This is a genomic window from Methanobrevibacter sp. UBA412 (assembly GCA_002495685.1).
In the GTDB taxonomy this organism is placed as follows: Archaea; Methanobacteriota; Methanobacteria; order Methanobacteriales; family Methanobacteriaceae; genus Methanobrevibacter_A; species Methanobrevibacter_A acididurans.
Genome location: DAGJ01000016.1, coordinates 62,775 through 88,709 on the forward strand (window position 1 = coordinate 62,775; position 25,935 = coordinate 88,709).

Here is a 25,935-nt window from a genome sequence, read left to right on the forward strand (position 1 = left end):
GTTGGGGATATTTAATGTCTAGTGTTAAAGATATATTAATAGAAATGAAAAATCTGTCGGAACTTATGGTTGATTTAGCTTATTCTTCTGTTCTTTTTCAAAATAAAGAAGCTGCTGAAGAAGTATTAAATCTTGAAGATAGGGTTAATAGTTTAAATTATGAAATTAAAAAACAATCATTATTAGCTTCTCGTTCTGTTGAAGATGCGGAAAAATTAACCGTTTTATTAGAAGTAGCTGAAGCTGCTGAAACAATAGGTAATGCGGCTAAAGATTTAGCTGATTTATCTATTAAAGGATTTGAACCTCATCCAGTATTTAAAATGGTTATGGAAGATTCTGAAACAAATATTTATAGGATGAAAATAGAATCTGGTTCAGATTTAATAAATAAATCATTAGGTAATATATTGTTATCAAATCGCACCGGTATGCGAGTTATATCTATTAGGAGAGATTTAACTTGGATATATGGTCCAAATAAGGATACAATTATATTAGAAGGAGATGTCCTTATAGTTAAAGGTACAGAAGCAGGTTATGATATTTTAAATAAACTAGCTAAGAATGAAATAACATTAGATGAAATATAAAACTAATTTTTTAAATTAAAAAGTGATAAAATGTATGTAGGTGATATTGGTGAAGAAAATAAGTCTATTGATGAAGATACGTCAATCTATCACCAATTTAACAAAATCTACTCCGCATTTTATAAATCAAAATGTAATTAAAGATAATAATTTTTTTAAATTTTCTTACTCTATAATTAAACAAAGTTTATTAGCATTAATAATATGTGCTATTGGAGATTTATGCGCTGGTTTAATTTTAGGAAACATGACTTCTTACTTAGCGGCTTGGCCAGGTTTATTAACTTTAGTTCCAGGAGCTATTGGTATGAGAGGTAATATTTTTGGATCATTTGGTTCAAGATTAGGCACTGATTTAAACATTGGTATGTTACCTCCTAAAATTGAAAAATCTAAAATTTTAAGTCAAAATATAATATCTTCTATGATATTAACAATGACATTATCTATATGTTTAGCATTTATTACAAAGATATTATGTGTAATTTTTAATTTACCTAGTATGTCAATTTTTGATTTTATATTAATATCATTCTTTGCAGGTCTTATATCTAGTGTTATTATGCTTCCTCTTTCAATGTTAATTTCATTAAAAAGTTTTCAACATGGTTGGGATCCAGATAATATTACTACTCCATTAATTGCTGCTTTTGGTGATCTTTTTACTTTACCATCTATAATACTATCAGTTCTTTTATTATCTAGTTTTCATAATATAACTGTTTTAAGAAATATAATTGCTATATTGGCTGTAATAATTGCTATTATTGGAATTTGTTATGGATTTAAATCAAATGATAAAGTAGGAACAATTGTTAAACAATCAACACCAGTTTTATTTATTTGTTCTATTTTAGGTAGTATTTCTGGTGGTATTTTAAATAGTTCAGCAGAAACTTTATTATCTAATCCAAGTTTATTAACTTTAGTTCCTTTATTTTCCGGTGAAAGTGGTAATTTAGTCAGTATTTTAGGAGCAAGATTGTCTTCAGGATTACATTTAGGTTTAATAGAACCTTCACGTAAGCCTGGGGCTAATGCTTTAAAAAATTTTGGTATTATTCTTATTTTAGCTATTATTATATATCCTGTTATTGGAATTTTAGCTGATTCTTCTTCATTAATTCTTGGAATTAATGGGGTTGGTTTTTTAAATATTGCTACAATTAGTTTTTTAGCTGGTATGGCGATGATTTTTATAATGATAGCTGTAGTATTCAATATATCCACAATATCTTATAGAAAAGGTTTAGATCCTGATAATATTGTTATTCCATTATCTACTAGTATCACTGATTCAATTTCTACTTTAATGTTAATTGTTGCATCAATGCTAATTTTAGGTTTATTTACAATATAATTTATATAATATTAAATTAAATCTATAATGTAACAATAAAAATATAAAAAGTATTACTTACTTTTTTTAAATTTTTTAATAAAAATAGTTATATTAATTTAATAGAAAATAGATAATAAAATTAATATAATTAATTAAAAATTTAAAATTATAATATTGGAGGAATTAAATGTCTGATACTGTTAGAACATGGCGTCATATTCAACAAAGATATAATCTTGTTGGATCTAAATGTATGAATTGTGGTAGAGTATTCTTTCCATCAAGAGTAATCTGTCCCGATTGCAGAAGAAAAGGAAAAATAGAAAGTTTTAAATTTTCAGGAAAAGGAAAAATATATAGTTTCTCTGTAGTTAGAACACCTACAGATGATTTTAAAAAATTATCTCCTTATGCTGTAGCTATAATAGAATTAGAAGAAGGAGCAAAATTAACAGCCCAATTAGTAGATTGTGACGTTGATAAATTAAAAATTGGCGATTCCGTTGAAATGGTATTTAGAAAAATACGTGAAGATGGACATGACGGAGTAATTTCTTATGGATTCAAGTTCAAACCTTCAAAATAATTTAGATTCTAAAACATTAAAAAAAGTAAATAAAAAAGCAAAAAATAACACTGCTATTTTATTAATAAGTCATGGAAGTACTTTACCTTATTCTGAACAAGTTTTTACAGAAATATGTAATAAATATAAACAAGTTTCAGGATTTGATGCTGAAGTAGGGTACATGAAGGTAGCTAAACCTTCACTTCCTCAAGCTATTAATAATTTAATAGAAAGAAACCCAAATTTGACAAATATTATTGCAGTACCCGTTTTTTTAGCTCCAGGAATACATACTAAAATTGATATTCCTACTATTTTAGGTTTAAATCCATTAGAAAAAGATCCAAGATGTCCTGATGGTAATTATCCAGAAGGTCATTATTTACATGATTTAGAAAGTATAAACTTTGATGGTGAAATTACTTTATTACAACCAATAGGTCCTGATGAATCTCTTCAAATTATTATTAATAATAGAATAAATGATGCATTATCTAATTCAAAATTAGATAAAAATTCAAAAACAGGAATATTATTAGTTAGTCACGGAAGTAGATTAAAATATAATAAAGAATTTATTACAGAAGTTCATAAACAATTCAATGAATCAACAGAGTATCCAAATACTTTTGGTTTCATGGAACTTGTAGAACCTGATATTCCAACATCAATTAATAAATTATTATTAAATAATACTATTGATAGATTAGTGGTTGTTCCTATATTTATTGCTCCTGGAATGCACACTACTCATGATATACCAACAATTTTAGGTTTACTAGAAAATCATCATGATCATGAACATAATCATTCACATAATCATCATCATGATTTAAATAAAATAAATTTTGATGGTGAAGTTTTATATCCTGAACCAATAGGTTCTGATGATGTACTTATAGATATATTAAAAAAGAAGGTTGAAAATGAACTCTGATATTGAAACTGGAATTTTATTATTATCTCATGGGAGTAGATTAAATCATGGGGAAGAAGTAATTAATGAATTAGCAGATATGTATCGGAAAACTACTAATAATAAAGTTGAAATTGGTTTTATGGAAATGCGAAAGCCAGATATTCCTCAAGCAGTAGCTAATTTAACTAATAATACTAATATTCAACGAATAATTGTAGTTCCAGTTTTTATTGCACATGGATTACATACTAAAAGGGATATTCCTAAAATATTAGGTTTAGTAGATGAAAATTTAGAATTGGATAATAATAACAATGAAATAGATGAACATCCTCATAATCACACACATAATCATCATAAACATGATATTGAAAAAGTTGATTTTAATGGGGAAATTATTTTCACTGATCCTTTAGGAGCGGATCCTTTAATTGTAAAAATTATTCAAAAAAGAGTAGATGAAGCATTACATAATTAAGTCTATTCAATTCTTTTTACTTTTTTTAGAAATATTTTTTTTATTTAATTCATACTATTTTTTAATATTTAACTTATTTTAATCCATAAAACTCCTTATTCTTATAACAAATTAATATAAGAATTTATATTATTAAAATATTAATTTACATATAATATAACTTTTTTAAATTTTTTCATTGCTCTTTTTTAATAAAATTTATTTAATTTAAATATAAATATAATAATATGGAATATAAGTCTTTAAATGTGTCAGCCCTTGGTGAAAAAGAATTAATTAATCGTATTATAAATAAAAATAATATGAATTCTAATTTAACTTTTAAAAATTATTTAGGGGATGATGCGGCAGTATTAAATATTAATACTAATCATTTGATAGCAACATCAGACATGCAAATTCAATCTCGCCATTTCCCAAAACAAATGTCACATTTTCAAATGGGATTTAAAGTAGTAACCGTTAATGTTAGTGATATTGCTGCAATGGGTGGAGAACCTATAGGATTTTTATTAAGCATGGCCATTCCAAAAATGTTAAAATTGTCTGATTTTGATGAAATAGTTGATGGTGTAATTTCCGCATGTAACTATTATAATCTTCCTTTAATTGGTGGTGATACTAATGAATCAGATGAAATTATACTTTCAGGCACTGCTTTAGGAAAAGTTAATAAAAATAAACAATTGTTAAAATCCGGATTTAAAAATGGAGATTTAGTTGCAATTTCAGGTAAATTAGGATTAGCTGCTTTAGGATTTGAACTTTTAAACGAATTTAACAAAACTGAGGATGATTTGATAAATTTAGCTATTTCTAAAGCATTAAATCCTAGATCTAAAATACAAGAAGGTCAAATATTAAAAGATTTTGCAAGTTCTGCTACAGATATTACTGATGGATTATCTGAAGAGTTATATGAATTATTTGATGCAGATCATTTAAAACACACATCTAATCATGGTATAAAAATTTATGAATCTAAATTACCTATTGATGAAAATTTTATTAAATTAGCTAATAAAATTAATCAAAATCCTTTAAAATTATTTTTCAATGTCGGTGAAGATTTTGAATTATTATTTACATTTGATAAAAGTTTAGTTGATGATTTATCTAAATTGATGGATTTCTATGTTATTGGTGAAATAAATGATTTAAATAAAATAGAAATTGTTTATTCAAATGGGGATGTTGAAACATTATCTAGAAAGGGTTACGAACATTTAAAATAAGGAGATATAGGTTATGAAAAAAGAGTCTTTATTTTATAAAAAATTATTAGATAATAATGTTCAATGTTGTTTATGTTTTAGAATGTGTAAAATTAAAGAAAATTGTTATGGTTTTTGTAAAACTCAAAAAAATATTAAAGGTAATTTATATACTTTAAATTATGGGGAAATATCTTCATATAATATAGATCCAATAGAAAAAAAACCATTGTATCATTTTTTACCTGGTTCAAATTCTTTTTCTGTTGGAAACTTTTCATGTAATATGTCATGTATGAACTGTCAGAACTATACTCTTTCACAAAATAATGGTGAAAATTTCATGGGAAATGATATTTCACCAAAAGACCTTGCTGAAATTGCAGTTGATTATCATTGCCCATCAATTGCTTGGACTTATAATGAACCTACTTTACAGTTACAATATGCTCAAGATACTGCTCAATTTTCTAAAAATTTTAATTTAAAAAATATCTTTATCACAAATGGTTTTATGAGTGATGAAGCATTGAATTATATATTGCCATATATTGATGCTTTTAATGTAGATTTAAAGTCAATGAGCAATGAATTCTATAAAAACGTATGTAATGCAAAATTAGATCCAATATTAGATAATATAAAAAAAATTTATAAAAATGGTAACCATATAGAAATAACAAATTTAATTATCCCTAATTACAATGATTCAGATGAAATGTTAAATGATTTAACAGATTTTATAATTAATGAATTAGGTAAAGAAGTACCAATTCACTTTTCAAGATTTTTCCCTTATTATAAAATGAAAAATATTAAACCAACACCTATTAAAAGTTTAATTAAAGCAAAAGAAATAGCTAAAAAAAAGGGGTTAGAATATGTGTATATTGGTAATATACCCCAAAATCAAAATACATATTGTCCAAATTGTGGTGAACTTTTAATAAAACGTAATGGTTATTTCATAGAAAATTTGAATAAAATAAAAGATAAAAAATGTTTAAATTGTAATTATGATTTAAATTTTGTTTTACAGTAAATATTGATTTTATAATTTTTTGATGATGTTATAATTAAAAAAGTTTAAGAGATAATATTTTATTCACTTAAACTAACTCTTTCAAATTTTTCTTCTTTTCCAAGAATTTTTGTGGCATCAACACCAATTTTAGTAGTTGTTCCATCAGGTAATGCTACAGGATCTAAAGATGAACCTCTAGCTTTAGGGATAATAATTATGTCATCATCACCTTTGACTCTAGTTGCAATAGCATACTCAACATCTTGAGGATCAAATATATTTATATCTTCATCAACAATAACCACATGTTTAAGGGAAGGATGTGCAGATAATGCAGCCATAATTACATTTTTTGCATCACCTTGTGTTTGTTTCTTAATAGATACAACTGCATGTAGCCAACAACAACCGCCTTCAGTTAAAACAACATTTTTCACTGTAGGTAACATATTTTTTATTGCTTTAAATATTCTAGGTTCTTGTGGGAGGCCTTGTAATAATTTATGTTCAAAACCTGCAGGTAAAATAGCATGATACATAGGATTATCTTTCTTTATATGCATTTTTGAAAGGGAAATGACTGGTTGATCTCTAATAACATCATAAGTATCAGTTAAATCAACAAAAGGACCTTCTTTAACTTTATCTTTTATTGAAATTTTACCTTCTAAAATAATATCTGCATCTGGAACATTTAAATCAGATTCTTCACATTTAACTAAACTTAAATCCCCATCTTTAAATGCATTAGCAATTTCCATTTCATCTTGCTCAATTGAGGGTCCAGTTGTTGAAGCAAGAAGAACTGCAGGGTCCATTCCTATAGCTATTGCAATATTTAAATCTTTCCCTAATTTTTCTGCTTTTTTAAAGTAAGTAAATAAATTTCTTGGAACAATTCGTATAGCTAATTTATTATTACTAAGGACTAACATTCTATGAATTGAAGCATTTTGAACTCCTGTTTCAGGATCTTTTGCAATAACAACACCTGCAGTAATATAAGCACCACCATCATTTTTATAGTGAGTTAATATTGGTAATTTACTTAAATCTGCTTTAATAGATGCATATTCATCTAAATTTTTAAAATTTGATATTTTTATTGGATTTTCACTAGCTTCAATAATTTTTTCAGTAATATTTTCAACTTTACAATTAATAGATTGGGCAATTTTTTCTCTGGTATTACATATTCCAGAAACGATTGGAATTTCATAACCTTTAATATTTGATAATAATACGGTATCTTTAGGATGTTCTCTTAAAATTTTTCCAGCTTCATATTTAGCACTAATTTCTTTATCAATTTTTATAACCACATCTTTTTCTGAGTTCATTGAATCAATTCCTATAATTCTGCATTTTTATATTTAATCCATTTTAAATTTTCTTTAATTTTCTCATTAGATATTCCTAAAATTTCTCCAGCTAAAATTGCTGCATTTCTACCATTATCTGTACCTACAGTACCAACAGGAACACCAGGCGGCATTTGGACCATAGTAAATAAAGCATCATGAACATCATCGTTATTAGAACAAGGAACACCAATCACTGGTTTTTCACTTAAAGCAACTATTGATCCTGTGACAAGAGCAGAAAGTCCACTAACAGCAATAAATAATTTAACATTTTCCATTTTTTTCATATAATCTTCAAACTTATCAGCATATCTAATTGGAGAAATAATAGCTAAATCATAACTAATACCCATTCTATCCAATACACTAGTAACTTTTTTTGCAGTTTTTAAGTCAGTATAACTTCCAGCAATTATAGAAATAAGGGGAGCATCATTTAATTTTTCAACATTACTTGTAGCATGTTTATTTTCTTGATTAGCTAAAAATTCTTTATCTATATAATCTCCATTAAGTTTACTTAAAACTTCCTTTTCTCCTATTCGAACTTTTTCCTGATATGCTAATCTTAATTTAGATATATTTTCTTTAACTTCATTATCATGTGTAGCAATAATTTGCCCTGCAAGTATAGCACCATTATCTCCTCTATCAATCCCAACAGTAGCTACAGGAGCTGGAAAAGGCATTTGGCTGCAAGCATATAACGCATCTAAACCACCTAATTTAGCATTAACAGGTACACCAATAACAGGTTTATAAGTATATGCAGCAATAGCTCCAGGTAAATGAGCTGCTAATCCTGCAATTCCAATAAATACTTCAACACCTTTATTGGTTGCATCCACTACTAATTCTTTAACTTTATCATGTGTTCTATGAGCTGATGCTACTTTTACACTATAAGGTATTTTTAATTTTTCTAAAACGCTTGTGCTTTTTTCAGCTATTTTAATATCTGATGCACTACCTAAAATTATCATTACTTTTGGAGTCATCTATTCCACCTTTAAAATATTAATTTATTATTTATTTAATTTATTATTTATTAATGTTGAATTTTACAAATTTAAAATAATAATTTGTTTAAATAATCATAGATAATTGAATTCGTTTTCTATCTAAATCAACATTCAATACTCTAACATCTACAATATCCCCAACACTTACAATATCTAATGGATGATTTACAAATTTATTTTCAACTAATTCAGAAATATGAACTAATCCGTCTTGATGAACACCTATATCTACAAAAGCTCCAAAGTCAACAATATTTCTAACAGTTCCTTGCAATATCATACCTTCTTCTAAGTTTTCTAATTCTAAAACATCACTTCTAAGAATAGGTTTGGGCATTTCTTCTCTAGGATCTCTTCCTGGTTTTTTAAGTTCTTTAACAATATCTATTAATGTAATATTTCCAATATTTAATTTTTCAGAAAGTTCTTCATAGTTTAAATCATTTAAATCAAGATTTTTTGAACCAATATCATTTAAAGAGTATCCTAAATATTTTAATAAATTTTTAGTTGCTTTATAAGATTCAGGATGAACACTTGTGCTATCTAATGGATTTTCACTATTAATAACTTTTAAAAATCCTGCGCATTGTTCATAAGCTTTGGGACCAAGACCTGGAACATTTAAAAGTTCCTTTCTATTACTAAAAATTCCATTCTCTTCCCTATACTTCACAATATTCTTTGCAACAGATTTACTAATACCTGACACATGTTTTAAAAGAGAAACAGAAGCTGTATTTAAATCAACACCAACATTATTCACAGATTTATCAACTACAAAATTTAAAGAGTCACTTAATTTTTTTTGATTCATATCATGTTGATATTGCCCAACACCAATTGATTTTGGATCAATTTTAACTAATTCAGACAATGGGTCTTGTAAACGTCTAGCAATAGAGATTGCACTTCTTTCTCCAACATCATATTCTGGAAACTCTTCAGTAGCTAATTTACTGGCAGAATAAACAGAAGCTCCTGCTTCACTAACAATAACATACTGCACATCTTTGTTTATCTCTTGAATTAATTGAGTAATTACAATTTCAGATTCTCTAGAGGCGGTACCATTTCCTAATGCAATTAAATCAATATCATACTTTTTAATTAAATCTTTTACAATACTTTTTGTTTCTACTATTTTATTTTTAGGTTCAGTTGGAAAAACAACACAGGTATCTAATGCTTTACCTGTTTTATCAACTACTGCTAATTTACATCCTGTTCTAAATCCTGGATCCCAACCTAAAACAGTTTTTCCAATAATTGGATTTTGCATTAATAATTGTTCTAAATTTTCTGAAAAAACTTTAATAGAACTTTCTTCTGCTCTTTCTATTAATTCATTCCTTATTTCTCTTTCAATTGCTGAAGCAATTAATCTTTTATAAGAATCTAAAATACTTTCCTCTAAAATTTTCTCAGTATATTTATTATATTCTGGTTGAGTGATTTTTTCACTTTTATTTAATAAGACATGTCTTTTTAAATAACTAAAAATATCTTCTTCTGGTGTTTTTATTTTTATTTTAAGAACTTTTTCATTTTCTCCTCGGTTGATAGCTAAAATTCTATGATTTGCAATTTTATCTAAAGGTTCATTATAATTATAATACATTTCATATTCAGATTCAACATCTTTATCTTTAGCATTAATTTCTAATTCCCCATCCTCAAAACTAACTTGACGAATTAAAGATCTAAATTGGGCATTGTCTGAAATTTTTTCAGCAATAATATCTTTAGCCCCATTTATAGCATCCTCTGTTGTTTTAACATTTAATTCTTCAGATAAATAATTCATAGCTATTTTATCAACTGGAACATCTATTTCCTGTTTTAAAATTGTATCAGCTAACGGTTCAAGTCCTTTTTCTTTAGCTATTGTTGCTCTAGTTCTTCTTTTAGGTTTATATGGACGATAAATATCATCTAATTCGACTAAAGTTTTAGCATTGGTGATTGTTTTAGCCAATTCTTCTGTTAACTTTCCTTGTTCATCAATAACTTTAATTATTTTTTCTTTTTTAGATTCTAAGTTACGTAAATATTCTAATCTTTCATTAAAATTTCTCAAAGTTTCATCGTCTAATGAGCCTGTTACTTCTTTACGATATCTAGCTATAAAAGGAATACTATTCCCATCATCAATGAGGTTTATAACCGCATTACTTTGCCAATTTTTAATATTTAATTCTTCAGATAATGTTTCAGCAATCATATAATAATTATCTCCTAATAAAAAGTAATATACTAAAATTTATATTATATATTTTTATCATTTCATATTTTTATAATTAATAAAAATTAGTTTGATTAATAATATTTATTTAAAAAAAGTATCCTTATAGTTTATTATTTTAATTATAAATTCCAAATTTTTTTACAATATATTTTTATATATAAAAAAATATTTTTGATAATTATTTAAACTTTTTAGTATAAACATACAGTAAAAAAATTAATGATTAAAAATCCATAAAAATAAGTTAAAATTATTATAAAATTTAATTTCATATTAAAATCAATGATAAGTAATAAAAAGTTATTAAGAATCCAATAAGTAAACTAATGCATAATAGCCTTTAGTAGATATTATTCCTTTAAAATCACCATTTAAAATCACTTCTAAATCATTAATATGATTTTCACTAATTTCTAATTGATATATCAATTTATTAGATATAATATAAATTTTTTTATCATCAATTTGATATTCAAAATTAATTTCAGGGAAATTTTCATTGATATAATATTTTAATTTTTCTTCTTTATCTTTTGTTAAGGTTATAATTTTTATTCCCCACTTATATATTAGAAAATTTTATAATCTTTTATAGTTTTATATTATATAAATAAAATTTTTTTAATAAAATTTTTATTTAAATTTATTTTCTTGAATAATGTTTAAAATTTTAAAGCATAATCTTCATTATTTTATATTAAATTACCTTAATTATATATTTTAATTTATACTTTATATAACTTTCGGAATTCATCGAACAGATTTTTTTTAAGAAATATTTTTTTAAAAATTATCTAATCTATAATAAACTTTTTAAATTTCTAAAATAAATATATTAAAATAGATAAATTTTTTGATATATAATAATAAAGTTGAGGTAAGAAAATAATGTCCTGGTTTATAGTTTTAATTGTATTTTTATTAGCATCAATTAAAACTACAAATAATAAAAACCCATCTGTTTCTGTTGTAATACCTGCTTATAATGAAGAAAAAACAGTTGCTAAAATTGTAACGGTAATAAAAAAAATAGATTATGTTAATGAAATTTTAGTAGTTGATGATGGATCCACAGATAATACTGTAAAAGAAGCTATGTCTGCAGGATCTAAAGTTATAAGTCATAAATCAAACTTAGGTAAAGGTGCTGCAATTAAAACAGGTTTTAAAAATACAAAATCAGATATAGTTGCATTTATAGATGCTGACATATCTAATCTCACCTCAAAAAAAGTTGATAATATAATTAAGCCTATACTAGAAGGAAAAACAGATATAACAAAAACAAAATTTGCAAGAGAAAGTGGGAGAGTAACAGAGCTTACCGCGAAACCATTGCTAAAATTTTTCTTCCCAGAAATAGTATTTGAACAACCATTAAGTGGACAATTTGCAGGAAAAAGAACTGCATTAAATAAAATAAAGTTTGAAGAAGATTATGGTGTGGATGTAGGTATTGTTTTAGATGCAGATGTGCATGGAATTCGAATTCAAGAAGTAGACATCGGAAACATCAAACATGACATGTCCCCATTATCAGATCTTAATAAAATGGCTAATGAAGTTGTTAGAACAATTATTAATAGGGCGGTTGAATACGGCCGTGTGACAATGATGGATACTCTTGGAAATTATATAAGAATGGCTATCATGGGTCTTTCACTTATAATTTTAGGTCTTTTCACAATATTTTTTGTTCAACCCATACCATTATTTTTAGGTTCTATAATTGCAGTTATAGGTGTGATACTAACAATTTATTATGTAATCAAATTAGTGTCCAAATCTTTTAATATTCTTAAAAAAGGATCTAGGGGATCAATATTAAAATCTTTTCTTAAAATGCATTTCCCATTTTTAGTGTGTGGATTAATCTTAATTTTAATGTTAACAACATTTATGAGTGCAACAACTATTAATGATGGGGTGATTTCAGTAGAACCAACTTCTAGAAATCTTATAATATTTTCACATCCTGACCAACAACAAACAATATCTGTTAGAGGGCCGTATACAGTTGATAGTGCTATTGAAAATGAAACAAATTTTATAAGGGTTCCACAGGATGCTTTAACTACTATGCAAATGGACATTGGTGATACGATTGAGCTTGGTGATACAACCTATTCAGTGAATGAAACTAGGCCAGGTGAAGCAAATACTTTAAGAATACCATCGGATGCTCGAAGATATTTAGATGTTAGTTCAGGAGATGTAATATCTAACAGTCGTTTAAATAGAATATTTGATTCTTCAATTGTTTCTCATACAATTAATTCATCAAATCTAAACAATTCAACAGTTTTAAAGGAGAATTTCCAAATATTTGCTCATAAATCTAATGAAACAGAAGTAAATATAACGTTAAATGGAAAACATATTAAAACTATTTCTGGATCATTTAAAAATGACTCACAATATACTGTCTCAGATAATGGAAATATAATAGGAATGTTTAATGGTAAAAATATTAAGAATAATGAAACTTTAAAATTTTATAGTGGGAATAATGTTATTGAATTATCTTTTGATGATTCTATGAATGAAACTACATCTTCACAATTTTTATCATCAAATAAAAATTCGTTTATAGAATTTTATACAAATTAAAAAAAGTTTAAATTTAAAATATTTCACTATAAAAATTTTTTTTATAGTGAATAATATAATATATAAAAAAATAGTAAAAAATTAATCTTTATATACTTTAACTGCTTCTTCATGGTCATTATAGAGGCCTAAAGCAGCTAAAGCTCCTATTTTTCCTTGATCACCAGTAACACTAATTAATGGAATGTTTAATTTTTTAGCTACATCTTCGGCTGTTTTTATGTTCATCATTCCTTTTTTAGTATTTATTGCATATTCTCTTAATTTTTTAGGTATTTTTAAACCTTCTAATACGGCTATAGCTGTTTTATCTGATAAAGTATCTCTTTTAAGAATTTCTATAATTCTATTAATTAATTTTTCTTTTTGTTCGGGTAAAACAGCAAAAGTTAATGCAATAGAAACACAATTTTGAGTTTTATGTGGATTATTTGGATATAATTGAACAATAATATGATCTAAATATTCAAAACCTTCTTTTTTGAGTTCCATCCCAACATTATGTGCCATTGTCCATGTTGCTCCAGAATCCTTAGTATCTGTATCATCAATACCAATAACAATTTTTTCCATTTTTGGGGTTATTACAGCGGCTTTTCCAATTTTGGATCCACCACCTATTTCAATTAATTCAACTCTTTTAACTCCATCACCCATACCTCTACACATAGCAGCTCCAACACCTGCACCAGCAAGTCCAGTATGAACAATTTTTACTTCATTACCACTAACACTAACTTCTTCAATACCTGCAGCATTAAAACTAGCTTTTAAATTAATAGGCTTTTTCCCAACTTTACAAGTGAAAACATGTCTATTTCCATCTCTATAAGCATTAGTAATTAATTCGCTACTGTTTTTGTATTGGTGCATTAACCAGTGGGAACCAGATACACATGGATGAAATTCAACAAGTTCAACAGTGTTTCCATCTACCATGGTTATTTCTTTTTCATATGGTGCTACCCATGGATCATTGAATTTTTTCTTTAAATCATTAGGTTTTAAAATTTCCATAATATCATTCTAATAATGTTAAATAAATAAAAAAAATATTATTAATTAAATTTATATTTCTTCTAATCTCATACACATCTTAACTGCAGCTTCTACAGCTTTTTTACCATAATTTATACGTTTATGTGCATCTAATCTAGTCATACCTGGGCCACTAATACCTAAAGCTACAGGTTTGTTATAATCTAAAGATAAATCTGTTATTTTACGAGATGCTTGTTGTGCAACAATTTGATCGTGATTTGTTGCCCCTTCGATTACAGCACCTAATGTAATAACTGCATTAATATCATCTTTTTCTAATAATTTTTTAATAGCTAAAGGCATATCAAAAACACCAGGAACTATAATTACTTTTGTTATTTCAGCATTAAGAACTTTAGCTTCTTCTTTAGCTAAGTCTAACATCATTTTAGTTAAATCAAAATTAAATTCAGCAACAACTGCACCAATATTATATTTTGCCATATTTTATTCCTCCAATCATTTAAATTAATTCATTTATGCTAACATTAATAAGAATCCAGCTACAGCACTGAATACCATAATTAATATAATAAATATTGCAATAATTTTCATCCTATCCATAATTATCTCCTCAAAATTTGTTAAAATAATACTAAAAGAAAAATTTCTTTTAAAAAAATTCACATATAAATATATCTTATATTTTTAATTAATTTTATTTATAATATTAACTAAAAAAATAAAAAATTATCAAATTTATAATTTAATTTTTTTTATCTAAAAACTTTTTAAAAATTTAATGCTCTATCCAACTTAATTTTTCTCATTTTAAAAAAATTTAGTATGTTCTATATATATGATTTATTTAATTTTAATAATTCTATTTTAACTGCTTCAGCCATTTCATCAGTTGTTGAATTTCCATTTAAATCAGGAGTTAAATTTTTACTTTCTTTTAAAACTTTTAAAATACTTTTATCTAAATTTTCAGCTTCTTCAGTTTCTCCTAAATAGTTAAGCATCATAACAGCAGAAAGCAGCATTGCTAAAGGGTTAGCTATTCCTTTTCCAGCAATATCTGGAGCGGATCCATGCACTGGTTCAAAAAGAGCCCCATTTTCACCAATATTTGCTGAAGGAATAAGTCCTAATCCTCCTACAAGACCAGCACCTTCATCAGATAATATGTCCCCAAAAAGATTAGTTGTTACTAAAACTTCAAATGTTTTTGGTTGAGTTATAAGATACATTGCTGTTGCATCAACATAAAAATCTTCTGCATCAATACCTTTATCTTTATAATTTTCAGCAGTTTCATAAAAAATTTTTTTAAACAAACCATCTGTTTTTTTTAAAACATTAGCTTTATGAACACCCGTAACTTTACTTTTTCCATGTTTTAGCGCATATTTAAATGCATAATCACAAATTCTTGATTCAGCTTGTCTAGTGATTATTCTTTTCGCTTCTGCTCCATTTTCTGTATATTTTTCTTCATCTTGTTTATATAATCCTTCCGTATTTTCTCTAACAATCATAAAATCTATATCCTCAAAAAGTGCATTTGTCCCAGGATATGATTTAACTGGACGTAAATTAGCGAATAATTCCATTTCTTGACGTAATTTAACTATAACATCTGCTGCAGTTTCTCCAGCAGCACCAAATAAACAAGCATCAGATTTTTTACATAATTGTATTGTTTTTTCAGGTAAAGGTTCTCCATTTATTTCTAAACATTCATCACCTGCTTCAGCAAAAGTATAATTTAAATTTAAATTTAAAGCATCTAAAACAGATAATGTTGCTTTCATGACTTCTTTTCCTATTCCATCTCCAGGAATTACAGTAATATTATACATATATCCACCTAATGTAATTTTTTAAAGTTTTTTTATTTATTTAATTTTATATTAAAAGTAAATATTTTAAAATTTTTTAATTTTTATTTTAAATTAATAAAAAAAATTAAAGTTGATTTTGATTTTTAAGATAATTAATCAAACCATTATTTTTAAGTATATTTAACATAAAAGGAGGTAATTTCTTAAATTTAAAAGTTTTTCCAGATTCTGTAATTATTAATCCATCTTTAAAATCTATTTCTAATTCTTCCCCTTCTTCTATATACTCACTTATATTGGGGGTTTCAAGAAGAGGTAAACCAATATTAATTGAATTTCTATAAAATATTCTTGCAAAAGATTCTGCAATTATAACATTAATACCTGAATTTTTAATAGCTATAGGGGCATGCTCTCGAGATGAACCACATCCAAAATTTTTTCCAGCAACAATAAAATCACCTTTATTAACTTTATCTTTAAAATTTGGACATATACCTTCCATACAATGTTTAGACAAAGTTTCTTCATCTGTATATATCAAATATCTTCCAGGAAGAATTATATCAGTGTCAATATCATTTCCAAATTTCCAAACTTTTCCTTTCATAATATCTATTCCTATTCATTGGGATTAGTTATTCGCCCTTCAATTGCTGATGCTGCTGCAGTTGAAGGTGAGCATAAATAAACTTTACCTTCTGGACTACCTTGACGCCCTTTAAAATTTCTATTTGATGTACTGAGACTTATTTCATCAGGCCCAATTAATCCAGTATGCCCTCCTAAACAAGGACCACAACATGGATTCATCACAAGAGCATTTGCTTCTATGAATATTTTTATTAATCCTTCGTCCAATGCTTTAGAATAAGTTTCTCTAGATGCAGGATAAATTAACATTCTTGTATTTTTTGCAACTTTTTTCCCTTTTAAAATTTTTGCAGCATCTCTTAAATCTGAAATTCTTCCATTAGTACATGATCCTAAAAATACCTGATCTAATTCAACATCAACTTCACTCACAGGTTTAACATTATCTACATTATTAGGACAAGCAACTTGAGGTTCAAGATTATTAACTTCAAAATCTATAACTTTTAAAGAAGCTGCATCCTTATCTGTTTTATATATTTTAAAATTTTTATTGGAATGTTTTTTAACATAATTAACAGTTTTTTCATCAGGTTCAATTAATCCAGTTTTTCCTCCCATTTCAACAGCCATATTTGATAAAACCATTCTATCTGATATATCCATATCTTTAATTGTAGAACCTGAAAATTCACAAGATTTATATGTTGCACCATCAGCCCCAATATCCCCAATTATTTTTAAAATAACATCTTTAGAGCATACATTATCTTTTAGTGTTCCTTCAATATTGAATTGAATTGTTTCAGGGACTTTAAACCATAATTTTCCTGTTGATAATACCATTGCCATATCTGTAGATCCAATACCAGTTGAAAAAGCCCCAAAAGCACCATGGGTACAAGTATGGGAGTCTGCCCCAACAACAATTTCTCCAGGCACAATATGACCAAATTCCGGAAGAATTTGGTGACAAACTCCTTCATTTACATCGTAAAAATTTTTAATATTTTGTTTTTTTACAAAATCTCTCATTAAAATATGATTATTAGCAGAAGTCAAAGAGTCTGCTGGTACTTGATGATCAAATGGAATTACTACTTTATTCTTATCCCAAACTTTTTCAGTTCCAATTTTATTAAAAGATTCAATAGCTAAAGGTCCAGTTAAATCATGCATCATAGCTATATCTATATCAGCAATTACAATTTCACCAGCATCTACTCTATTTTTTTGTGATGCTTTAGCTAGAATTTTTTCAGACATTGTCATTGACATAAATTAACTCTCCATTAAATACAATTCCAATTAAATTTTATATAAATTACCAAAATTATAAAGAGTTATATTATTAGGAACATCTTCAATAATGTTTTTTGTATCAAATATTATAGGATTTTTCATATTATTAAAAATATAATCATAATCTAAGTTTTTAAATTGATCATGATCTGATAAAATTAAACAAAGTGAAGCATCTTTTGTAGCATCTTCAAAACTTTCATAATTATCATTTTCCACATGAGGATCATGAATGGACAAAGTATATTTGTTTTTTAAAAGATTAATAATCTCAAAAGCCGGACTTTCTCTTGTATCTCCTGTGTTTCCTTTATAAGAAACTCCTAAAATAGCAATTTTTGCATCTTTTTCAGTATCTAAAATTTTTTCAACATATTCAGATACAAAAGATGGCATACTTTTATTAGTATCTCTAGCTAATTTAATTATTTTAGCTGTATCTGGAGCTAAAGCATAGATAAAGTAAGGATCAATTGCTAAACAGTGTCCACCTACTCCAGGTCCAGGTGAATGAATATTTACTCTAGGATGTTTGTTTGCTAATTTTATAACATCTAATGCATTCACACCTATTTCAGCACTAATTTTAGCTAACTCATTAGCTAATGCAATATTAACATCTCTAAAAGTGTTTTCCATACATTTTGATAATTCAGCAGTTTTTGCTTCAGTTTTCATTATATTTCCTTTAACAAAAATTGAGTATACTTCAGCTGCTTTGTCACTACATAATGGAGTTATTCCACCTACAATTCTATCATTATTGATTAATTCGTTTATAATTTGTCCTGGAAGAACTCTTTCAGGGCAATGTGCTAAATAAATGTCTTCCCCAATAATAAATCCTTTATCTTCAAATATAGGTTTTATAATATTATCTGTTGACATAGGTGCAATAGTTGATTCTACAATAATTGTATTACCTTTTTCAACATAGTCTAAAATTTCATTACAAGCTGCTATAACATAACTTAAATCACAACTATAATTCTCTTTTATATATGGGGTAGGAACAGTAATTATGAAAACATCGGATTTTTCAGGGTTCATTGAAGCATGATAAACATTTTTTTCAACAGCTTTCTTTATTATGTCCCCAATTCCAGGTTCCTCTATATGTATTTTACCTTTATTCAGATTATTAACAATTTCTTCATCAATATCTACTCCTAAAACATTACATCCATTTTTAGCAAAAAGAGCAGCAGTTGGAAGTCCGATATAACCTTGTCCTATTATACAAATTTTCATTTTCACTACCAGCTATTAAATTTATTTGTTTTTTAATTTAGATTAAAAAGATTATTTTAAATCAATTAAATATTTAATTTATTAATAAATATATTTATTTAATTATTTTTTTCTTAAAATTTATAAAACTATATAAATTTTAAATTATTTAATTTATCAATTTTAACATTATTATTTGAGCAAAATTTATACAATATTAATATAATAAATTGTATTAATATAATTATAGAAAAATTTTAAAAAAAGTAATAAAATTTAGAAGGTTTTTTCATGAGAATATTAATAACCGGTGCAAGTGGAATGTTAGGTCATGATTTACAAAGAACTTTGAAAAATCATGAATTAATATTATATAACTCTAAAAATTTAGATATTACAAATAAAAATTTAGTTATTGAAAAAATTAATGAAATGAAACCAGATATTTTGATAAATTCTGCAGCTTATACTAATGTCGATGATTGTGAAACAAATTATGAAGAAGCTCATAAAGTGAATGCATTAGGTCCTAAAAATTTAGCTACTGTTTGTAAAGATTTAAAAATTCCATTAGTACATATTAGCACAGATTATGTCTTTGATGGTAAAAAAACCGAACCACTTAAAGAAAATGATAATTTGGGCCCCCAAACAGCTTATGGAAAAACTAAGTTAGAGGGTGAACAATTTATTCAAAAAATACTTGATGAATACTTTATTATACGTACAGCATGGCTATATGGTTGTGAGGGTAATAATTTTGTTAAAACAATGTTAAATTTATCAAAATCCCATAATGAAATAAATGTTGTAAATGATCAGATAGGATCACCAACATTTACTTATGATTTAGCTAAAGGAATTTCAGAAATTATTAAAACAGATAAATATGGTGTTTACCATTTAACAAATTCAGGTAGCTGTTCTTGGTATGAATTTTCAAAAGAGATTTTTAAGCTTGCAAATATAAATGTTAAAGTAACACCAGTTACAACCGAAGAATTCCCAAGACCTGCACCAAGACCAAAATATTCTGTCTTAAGCAATGATAAATGGATTAAACAGGGTTTTAAACCTTTAAGAAATTATAAAGAAGCATTAAAAGAATATTTACTAACTTGTTGAATTTAAATTTTTATAAAAAAAGTGAAAATTATGAATATGAATGATAAAAATTATTGGCAACATAGATTTGAAACTGACTGGGAAGAAGCTCACGGCCCAGAACAGTCTTTTCTCCATTATCAAATTCTAATTGAAAGATTACCTAAATGGTTAAAAAAAGAAATAAAAAAATATAATTACTCTTTATGTGATATGGGTTGTGGAATGGGTGAAGGATCTCAATTATTGCATGAAAATTTTCCAGAATCAAATGTTATCGGTGTGGATTTCGCACGAGCAGCAATAGAAAAAGCTAATAACAATTATAAAAATCATAAAGTTTCTTTTATATGTGATGATATTTTTGACATAGATAAAAACTTTGATGTAATAATTACTTCTCATACCTTAGAACACTTTAAAGATCCATTCTTTATTGCTAAAAAATTATCAAAAAAATGTAAATATTTAATTATTGCTGTTCCTTTCCGAGAAAATCCATTGTATGAAGAACATTTATTCTATTTTGATTATGATTCATTTCCATTAAGTTTGGATTCTAAACAATTATTATTTTATAAAGAAGTAGAACCAACTTTTTTTGATGCTGGAAACTATTTTTTAAAAGAGCAAATTATAGTTGTTTATGGGGACAATACTCCTTCCAAAAATTTTTCTCTTAATGAATTAAATAATTTGAATTATGATGAAAAATGGGAAATGAGAGGTAAATTAGATCAAGAATTAAGATTAAAAAATGAAACAATAAGTCATTTAAATCAGAAATTAAAAATAAAAGATGATGAATTAAGTCATTTAAATCATGAAATTAATGAGTTTAAAAATAGAAAAGCAATTAAATGGGCTAATAAAATAAAAAAATTATAAATAGTTTAAGAGGTTAAAAATGAAAGGAATAGTATTAGCTGGAGGATCAGGAACTCGTTTGTATCCAATTACTAAAGCGGTTTCAAAACAATTGTTACCATTATATGACAAACCAATGATTTATTATCCTATTTCTGTTTTGATGTTAGCAGGAATAAAAGAAATTTTAATTATTTCAACACCCCGAGATTTACCAATGTATAAAGATCTTTTAGGGGATGGTTCTGATTTAGGAATTTCATTTACATATAAAGAACAAGCACAACCTAAAGGTTTAGCAGAAGCTTTCATCATTGGTGAAGATTTCATTGGTGAAGATAATGTATGCTTAATTTTAGGAGATAATGTTTTTTATGGGCATAGATTAACTGAAATTTTAGAAAAAGCTACAAAATTAAAAGAAGGTGCTGTTATATTTGGTTATTATACAAATAACCCCGAAGCATTTGGTGTAGTTGAATTTGATAATAACGGAAACGTATTATCTGTAGAAGAAAAACCAAAAAATCCTAAATCTAATTATATTGTTCCTGGGCTTTATTTTTATGATAATAATGTTATTGAAATAGCTAAAAAAGTTAAACCTTCAGACAGGGGTGAAGTAGAAATAACATCAATAAATGAAGCTTATTTAAATCAAAATAAATTAAAAGTTGAATTACTTGGAAGAGGAATGGCTTGGTTAGATACTGGTACACATGTAGGTTTACTTGAAGCAGGAAATTTTATTGAAACAATTCAAAAAAGACAAAGTCTTTATATTGCATGTTTAGAAGAAATAGCTTTTAATAAAGGATATATTTCTAAAGAAAAACTATTAGAATTAGCTGAACCATTGAAAAAAACAGATTATGGTCAATATTTAATTAATTTAGCTAAAAAATCATAAATTTTAGGATAATGATAATATGGGAAAATTTAAAATTATAAAAAAAGAAATTGAGGATGTTTTCACAGTAGAACCAACAGTTTTTGGTGATGACCGAGGATATTTCATGGAAACTTACAATGAAAATGATTTTAAAGATCAAGGAATAAATTTAACATTTGTTCAAGATAATCAATCAAAATCAACCAAAGGAGTATTAAGAGGTTTACATTTCCAATATAACCATCCTCAAGGGAAATTAGTTCGAGTAATCCGAGGAAAAGTTTTCGATGTTGCGGTAGATTTGAGAAAAGATTCAAATACATACGGAAAATGGGTTGGTGAAACATTATCTGAAGATAACAAAAAACAATTATTCATTCCAAAAGGTTTTGCTCATGGATTTTTTGTAATTTCCGATGAAGCAGAATTTGTTTATAAATGTACAGATTTTTATGTTCCTGATGATGAAGGTGGAATTTTGTGGAATGACCCAGATATCGGTATAAAATGGCCATTAGATGAAATAAATGAAGAAGATATTCTTTTATCAGAAAAAGATCAAAACTGGAAATTAATGAAAGATACTGAAACAAATTTTTAAAAACAATATAAGGGATATATATGACTCAAATTTTAATTACAGGTGGAGCAGGATTTATTGGAAGTAATTTCATTAGATATATGATTGAAAAATATCCAAATTATAAATTCATAAATTTAGATGCTTTAACTTATTGTGGCAATCTTGAAAACTTAGAAGGAATAGAAAAAAACCCAAATTATAATTTTGTAAAAGGAAATATTACAGATAAAAAACTTATTGATAATTTAGTTTCTAAAGTTGATTACATTGTTAACTTTGCGGCTGAAAGCCATGTTGATAGAAGTATAAAAGATCCAGAGATATTTATTAAATCAAATATATTAGGAACACAAAATTTGTTAAATGCTGCAAAAAAACACAATATTAAAAAATTTTTACAAGTTTCTACTGATGAAGTTTATGGAAGTTTAGGGAAAACAGGATATTTTACAGAAGAAACACCCCTTCAACCTAATAGTCCATACTCAGCAACAAAAGCAAGTGCAGATTTAATGGTAAGAGCATATCATAACACATTTGATTTGCCTGTAAACATTACTAGATGTTCTAATAATTATGGTCCTTATCAATTTCCCGAAAAATTAATACCATTAATGATTTCTAATGCTTTAGAAGATGAACCTTTACCAATTTATGGTGATGGAAAGAATATTAGGGATTGGTTACATGTTTATGATCATTGTACAGCTATAGATTTAGTTCTTCATGAAGGAAAATTGGGAGAAATATACAATATTGGGGGACATAATGAAAAACAGAATATTGAGATTGTTAAATTAATTTTATCCGCTTTAAATAAAGATTATTCATTAATAAAGTTTGTCAATGACAGATTAGGTCATGATAAACGTTATGCTATTGATTCTAATAAAATTAGGACAGAATTAGGATGGAAGCCTAAATATACATTTGAAACCGGGATTGTTGAAACAATCAATTGGTATCTTGAAAATCAAAAATGGATGAATAAAGTAAAAAGTGGAGAATATCAAGAATATTATAAAAAAATGTATGGAAATACTTTGAAATAAAATAAAAATGTGATTAGATGACTTATAAAATCAGTGTAATAATCCCAGTATATAATGTAGAAAATTATATTAAAGAATGTTTAGATTCTGTAATAAATCAATCATTAGGGATAGAAAATATTGAAGTAATTGTTGTCAATGATTGCACTTTAGATAACAGTATGAGCATTGTTAATGAGTATGCAAATAAATATCCCTCAATTAAAATAATCGAGCAAGAAAAAAATCAAGGCTTAGGGCCTACTCGTAATCTGGGTTTAAAGTATGTTACTGCTGATTATGTCACATTCTTAGATAGTGATGACTATATCTCTGAAAATGCATATGAAAATTGCTTAAATTTATTTTTAACTAATGAAAATACAGATTTAGTAATCTATAAATATGAATTATTTAATCCTGATGGTGCAATCCCTCCAAAGGATATTCATCAAAAAATTTATGAAAAAGATCATATTATTACTAATTTAAATGATGTTCCAGAAATAATATTTGCAACAGCTTCTTGGAATAAGATTTATTCAAAGAAACTATTCCCTTATCTAAATTTTCCATCTATTTTATATGAAGATAATATAACTTCTGTCGAAACTTTAATAAATTCCAATAAAATCATTGTTACAACGGATTCAACATATCACTATCGCTACGAAGAAGATGGTTCCTCAATAACTCAATCAATTTCCAAAAAAAATAATGAAGATTTAGTAAGATGTATTCTTTTAATATTGGAAGTAAAAGATAATTGTCCCAAATATGAAGATTTAATATACTTTTTAGCTTTAAAATTTACTTATGATAATATATTTTGGATGTTAAATATTAATTTTACATTTGAGGATCAAAAAGAAATTTTCAATAACTTAAAAATTTTGTCTGATAAATTTCCTACAAGAATTTTAAATCTTTTTGAAAAAAATTTTCCAGAATATCCATTTTCAAATCAAGAAAAACTGCTTGATATGGGGAAAATGAATGCATTAGATTATTTAATAAAATATAAATTTTTTGATGAATATATAAACCCTATATATTTAAGTAATTTATACATTGATGTTGGGGAAGGTTTTAATGAAAAAGATAAAATTGTTTTAAAATATAGTTTAGATGAGATTATAGATTTAAAATTTAATGTGGAAAATTTTAATAAAATTGAAAACATACGTTTTGACCCAGTAGAGAATGCTTTTTGTCTTTGTCAAATTTTATCTATTACTTCAAATAATAAGAAATTTAAAGTAGGAAGATATAATTGTGAAAATGTATTAGATGAAAACAAACAAATTTTCACAACCCCTGACCCCGAATATTTGATTGTAGGCGATTTTGAAAACATTAAATATATTGAAATAAAATTCAAAATCGAAATTTTGTCTAATTCTCAAATTGGAGAACAATTTGTTTTAAAACAAAAAGAAATTGAAAATAATAATAATAAATTAATAAAAGCTTATTCTGATATAGGTGAAAAAGATAAGGCTATTAATGAAAAAGATAAGGCTTTGATTAATTTAAATCAAATAATAAATAATCAAAATGAAGAAATATCTAATCAAAAAGTAATCATTGAATCAAAAAATAATATAATTGAAGAAATGATTAATTCAAACTCTTGGAAAGTTACTAAACCATTACGTTCTATTATCGGGACATTTAAAAAGAAATAATTCTAAGAGATTAGTGGAGTATAAATTATTATGAATGATGTATCACAACTTAGCTTTCTTAAAAAATCAAAATTCAATGTTAAGAAAGCTTCCCTTTACGAAGAAGCATATAAAAAAATTTTAGACACAGATTTATTTGATAAAGAATTTTATTTAAATACTTATTATAATGTAGCTAAATCCGGAATTGATCCATTAACCCATTATTTATTTTATGGAGGCAATGAAGGAAAATATCCTAGCTTAAAATTTAATGGTAATAAATATTTAAATGCTTATCCCGAGATTATAGACTCTGGTATTAATCCCTTAGTTCATTATATTCTTAAAGGGCAATATGAAGGTAAAAAAACATTTCCTGTAAATTCTTTACAGTTACATGAAAAAATTTTGAAAAATAATTTACTCTATTTAAATAATTATGTTTTTGAGGT

At 25.9% G+C, this 25,935-nt stretch carries 23 protein-coding genes and 1 pseudogene; 15 read left to right on the forward strand and 9 right to left on the reverse strand.

All coding sequences use genetic code 11. The features are described 5' to 3' along the window. The first annotated feature begins 14 nt into the window (after positions 1-14). The 7 genes from BP997_RS04700 (at position 15) to amrS (ending at position 6,156) form a co-directional block, all read left to right on the forward strand. On the forward strand, positions 15-593 hold the full coding sequence (locus tag BP997_RS04700; RefSeq protein WP_409198273.1) for a potassium channel family protein: 579 nt from the start codon (positions 15-17) through the stop codon (positions 591-593). A 49-nt stretch (positions 594-642) separates the two neighbouring features. Further along, on the forward strand, positions 643-1,953 hold the full coding sequence (locus tag BP997_RS04705; RefSeq protein ID WP_413828945.1) for a magnesium transporter: 1,311 nt from the start codon (positions 643-645) through the stop codon (positions 1,951-1,953). 169 nt (positions 1,954-2,122) lie between these two features. After that, positions 2,123-2,521 carry a Zn-ribbon domain-containing OB-fold protein gene (locus tag BP997_RS04710; RefSeq protein ID WP_413825397.1) on the forward strand — a complete coding sequence of 133 codons (399 nt, stop codon included), beginning with the start codon at positions 2,123-2,125 and terminating at the stop codon, positions 2,519-2,521. Beyond that, positions 2,493-3,440 (forward strand): sirohydrochlorin nickelochelatase, encoded by a 948-nt coding sequence (gene cfbA / locus BP997_RS04715; protein ID WP_413825395.1) that lies wholly within the window; start codon positions 2,493-2,495, stop codon positions 3,438-3,440. The genes BP997_RS04710 and cfbA (BP997_RS04715) overlap by 29 nt, the downstream gene beginning before the upstream one ends. Next, a complete protein-coding gene (gene cfbA / locus BP997_RS04720; RefSeq protein ID WP_413825393.1) occupies positions 3,430-3,900 on the forward strand; it encodes a sirohydrochlorin nickelochelatase in 471 nt (156 codons plus the stop codon). The genes cfbA (BP997_RS04715) and cfbA (BP997_RS04720) overlap by 11 nt, the downstream gene beginning before the upstream one ends. Positions 3,901-4,127: 227 nt before the next feature. Then, positions 4,128-5,135 carry a thiamine-phosphate kinase gene (thiL, locus tag BP997_RS04725; protein ID WP_413825390.1) on the forward strand — a complete coding sequence of 336 codons (1,008 nt, stop codon included), beginning with the start codon at positions 4,128-4,130 and terminating at the stop codon, positions 5,133-5,135. Between the two features lie 13 nt (positions 5,136-5,148). Beyond that, positions 5,149-6,156 (forward strand): AmmeMemoRadiSam system radical SAM enzyme, encoded by a 1,008-nt coding sequence (gene amrS, locus BP997_RS04730; protein WP_413825387.1) that lies wholly within the window; start codon positions 5,149-5,151, stop codon positions 6,154-6,156. Between the two features lie 59 nt (positions 6,157-6,215). Here amrS and BP997_RS04735 read toward each other — a convergent pair whose 3' ends face one another. From BP997_RS04735 to BP997_RS04745, 3 genes are all read right to left on the reverse strand, one after another. Further along, the gene (locus tag BP997_RS04735) at positions 6,216-7,478 is read right to left on the reverse strand and encodes a UbiD family decarboxylase (RefSeq protein WP_413825384.1); all 1,263 of its coding nucleotides are present in this window, start codon (positions 7,476-7,478) and stop codon (positions 6,216-6,218) included. A gap of 11 nt (positions 7,479-7,489) precedes the next feature. Then, positions 7,490-8,500 (reverse strand): 5-(carboxyamino)imidazole ribonucleotide mutase, encoded by a 1,011-nt coding sequence (gene purE, locus BP997_RS04740; protein WP_413826768.1) that lies wholly within the window; start codon positions 8,498-8,500, stop codon positions 7,490-7,492. A gap of 88 nt (positions 8,501-8,588) precedes the next feature. After that, positions 8,589-10,748 (reverse strand): Tex family protein, encoded by a 2,160-nt coding sequence (locus tag BP997_RS04745; RefSeq protein ID WP_413826770.1) that lies wholly within the window; start codon positions 10,746-10,748, stop codon positions 8,589-8,591. A gap of 912 nt (positions 10,749-11,660) precedes the next feature. Between BP997_RS04745 and BP997_RS04750 the strand changes: the two genes are divergently transcribed. Further along, positions 11,661-13,382: a glycosyltransferase gene (locus BP997_RS04750; RefSeq protein WP_413825371.1), complete on the forward strand. Its 1,722-nt coding sequence runs from the start codon at positions 11,661-11,663 to the stop codon at positions 13,380-13,382. Positions 13,383-13,463: 81 nt separating this feature from the next. On the opposite strand, the gene mmp11 is transcribed toward BP997_RS04750, so the two are convergent. The 6 genes from mmp11 to BP997_RS04780 all read right to left on the reverse strand — a co-directional run bounded on the left by mmp11 (position 13,464) and on the right by BP997_RS04780 (position 19,357). Further along, the gene (gene mmp11 / locus BP997_RS04755) at positions 13,464-14,399 is read right to left on the reverse strand and encodes a methanogenesis marker protein 11 (RefSeq protein WP_413825368.1); all 936 of its coding nucleotides are present in this window, start codon (positions 14,397-14,399) and stop codon (positions 13,464-13,466) included. 51 nt (positions 14,400-14,450) lie between these two features. Then, complete coding sequence (gene ribH / locus BP997_RS04760; RefSeq protein WP_413825365.1) at positions 14,451-14,867, reverse strand: 6,7-dimethyl-8-ribityllumazine synthase; 417 nt, start codon at positions 14,865-14,867, stop codon at positions 14,451-14,453. Positions 14,868-15,214: 347 nt separating this feature from the next. After that, a complete protein-coding gene (locus tag BP997_RS04765; protein ID WP_413825362.1) occupies positions 15,215-16,228 on the reverse strand; it encodes an isocitrate/isopropylmalate family dehydrogenase in 1,014 nt (337 codons plus the stop codon). A gap of 106 nt (positions 16,229-16,334) precedes the next feature. Further along, the gene (locus BP997_RS04770) at positions 16,335-16,820 is read right to left on the reverse strand and encodes a 3-isopropylmalate dehydratase small subunit (protein ID WP_413825359.1); all 486 of its coding nucleotides are present in this window, start codon (positions 16,818-16,820) and stop codon (positions 16,335-16,337) included. An 11-nt stretch (positions 16,821-16,831) separates the two neighbouring features. Next, positions 16,832-18,082, reverse strand: coding sequence for a homoaconitase large subunit (gene hacA, locus BP997_RS04775; RefSeq protein ID WP_413825357.1), 1,251 nt, complete (start codon positions 18,080-18,082; stop codon positions 16,832-16,834). Between the two features lie 30 nt (positions 18,083-18,112). Further along, complete coding sequence (locus BP997_RS04780) at positions 18,113-19,357, reverse strand: nucleotide sugar dehydrogenase (protein WP_413825354.1); 1,245 nt, start codon at positions 19,355-19,357, stop codon at positions 18,113-18,115. Positions 19,358-19,627: 270 nt separating this feature from the next. Here BP997_RS04780 and rfbD point away from each other — a divergent pair, with 270 nt between their 5' ends. The 7 genes and pseudogenes from rfbD to BP997_RS04815 form a co-directional block, all read left to right on the forward strand. Then, positions 19,628-20,461 (forward strand): dTDP-4-dehydrorhamnose reductase, encoded by an 834-nt coding sequence (gene rfbD / locus BP997_RS04785; RefSeq protein ID WP_413825352.1) that lies wholly within the window; start codon positions 19,628-19,630, stop codon positions 20,459-20,461. Positions 20,462-20,491: 30 nt separating this feature from the next. After that, complete coding sequence (locus BP997_RS04790) at positions 20,492-21,328, forward strand: methyltransferase domain-containing protein (RefSeq protein WP_413825349.1); 837 nt, start codon at positions 20,492-20,494, stop codon at positions 21,326-21,328. Positions 21,329-21,347: 19 nt separating this feature from the next. After that, positions 21,348-22,217 carry a glucose-1-phosphate thymidylyltransferase RfbA gene (gene rfbA / locus BP997_RS04795; RefSeq protein WP_413825346.1) on the forward strand — a complete coding sequence of 290 codons (870 nt, stop codon included), beginning with the start codon at positions 21,348-21,350 and terminating at the stop codon, positions 22,215-22,217. Between the two features lie 19 nt (positions 22,218-22,236). Then, positions 22,237-22,800: a dTDP-4-dehydrorhamnose 3,5-epimerase gene (gene rfbC / locus BP997_RS04800; protein WP_413825343.1), complete on the forward strand. Its 564-nt coding sequence runs from the start codon at positions 22,237-22,239 to the stop codon at positions 22,798-22,800. A gap of 20 nt (positions 22,801-22,820) precedes the next feature. Next, on the forward strand, positions 22,821-23,834 hold the full coding sequence (gene rfbB / locus BP997_RS04805; protein WP_413825340.1) for a dTDP-glucose 4,6-dehydratase: 1,014 nt from the start codon (positions 22,821-22,823) through the stop codon (positions 23,832-23,834). Positions 23,835-23,851: 17 nt separating this feature from the next. After that, positions 23,852-25,501: a glycosyltransferase family 2 protein gene (locus tag BP997_RS04810; RefSeq protein WP_413825338.1), complete on the forward strand. Its 1,650-nt coding sequence runs from the start codon at positions 23,852-23,854 to the stop codon at positions 25,499-25,501. 30 nt (positions 25,502-25,531) lie between these two features. Then, positions 25,532-25,935 (forward strand): annotated as a pseudogene (locus tag BP997_RS04815) (glycosyltransferase family 2 protein); the annotation flags it as partial.

What these genes read in the sequence shown, in the direction of transcription:
- BP997_RS04700 (WP_409198273.1), top strand. Translation starts at nt 15, where the DNA reads ATGTCTAGTGTTAAAGATATATTAATAGAAATGAAAAATCTGTCGGAA.
- BP997_RS04710 (WP_413825397.1), top strand. Translation starts at nt 2,123, where the DNA reads ATGTCTGATACTGTTAGAACATGGCGTCATATTCAACAAAGATATAAT.
- cfbA (WP_413825395.1), top strand. Translation starts at nt 2,493, where the DNA reads ATGGATTCAAGTTCAAACCTTCAAAATAATTTAGATTCTAAAACATTA.
- cfbA (WP_413825393.1), top strand. Translation starts at nt 3,430, where the DNA reads ATGAACTCTGATATTGAAACTGGAATTTTATTATTATCTCATGGGAGT.
- thiL (WP_413825390.1), top strand. Translation starts at nt 4,128, where the DNA reads ATGGAATATAAGTCTTTAAATGTGTCAGCCCTTGGTGAAAAAGAATTA.
- amrS (WP_413825387.1), top strand. Translation starts at nt 5,149, where the DNA reads ATGAAAAAAGAGTCTTTATTTTATAAAAAATTATTAGATAATAATGTT.
- BP997_RS04735 (WP_413825384.1), bottom strand. Translation starts at nt 7,478, where the DNA reads ATGAACTCAGAAAAAGATGTGGTTATAAAAATTGATAAAGAAATTAGT.
- purE (WP_413826768.1), bottom strand. Translation starts at nt 8,500, where the DNA reads ATGACTCCAAAAGTAATGATAATTTTAGGTAGTGCATCAGATATTAAA.
- BP997_RS04745 (WP_413826770.1), bottom strand. Translation starts at nt 10,748, where the DNA reads ATGATTGCTGAAACATTATCTGAAGAATTAAATATTAAAAATTGGCAA.
- BP997_RS04750 (WP_413825371.1), top strand. Translation starts at nt 11,661, where the DNA reads ATGTCCTGGTTTATAGTTTTAATTGTATTTTTATTAGCATCAATTAAA.
- mmp11 (WP_413825368.1), bottom strand. Translation starts at nt 14,399, where the DNA reads ATGGAAATTTTAAAACCTAATGATTTAAAGAAAAAATTCAATGATCCA.
- ribH (WP_413825365.1), bottom strand. Translation starts at nt 14,867, where the DNA reads ATGGCAAAATATAATATTGGTGCAGTTGTTGCTGAATTTAATTTTGAT.
- BP997_RS04765 (WP_413825362.1), bottom strand. Translation starts at nt 16,228, where the DNA reads ATGTATAATATTACTGTAATTCCTGGAGATGGAATAGGAAAAGAAGTC.
- BP997_RS04770 (WP_413825359.1), bottom strand. Translation starts at nt 16,820, where the DNA reads ATGAAAGGAAAAGTTTGGAAATTTGGAAATGATATTGACACTGATATA.
- hacA (WP_413825357.1), bottom strand. Translation starts at nt 18,082, where the DNA reads ATGTCAATGACAATGTCTGAAAAAATTCTAGCTAAAGCATCACAAAAA.
- BP997_RS04780 (WP_413825354.1), bottom strand. Translation starts at nt 19,357, where the DNA reads ATGAAAATTTGTATAATAGGACAAGGTTATATCGGACTTCCAACTGCT.
- rfbD (WP_413825352.1), top strand. Translation starts at nt 19,628, where the DNA reads ATGAGAATATTAATAACCGGTGCAAGTGGAATGTTAGGTCATGATTTA.
- BP997_RS04790 (WP_413825349.1), top strand. Translation starts at nt 20,492, where the DNA reads ATGAATATGAATGATAAAAATTATTGGCAACATAGATTTGAAACTGAC.
- rfbA (WP_413825346.1), top strand. Translation starts at nt 21,348, where the DNA reads ATGAAAGGAATAGTATTAGCTGGAGGATCAGGAACTCGTTTGTATCCA.
- rfbC (WP_413825343.1), top strand. Translation starts at nt 22,237, where the DNA reads ATGGGAAAATTTAAAATTATAAAAAAAGAAATTGAGGATGTTTTCACA.
- rfbB (WP_413825340.1), top strand. Translation starts at nt 22,821, where the DNA reads ATGACTCAAATTTTAATTACAGGTGGAGCAGGATTTATTGGAAGTAAT.
- BP997_RS04810 (WP_413825338.1), top strand. Translation starts at nt 23,852, where the DNA reads ATGACTTATAAAATCAGTGTAATAATCCCAGTATATAATGTAGAAAAT.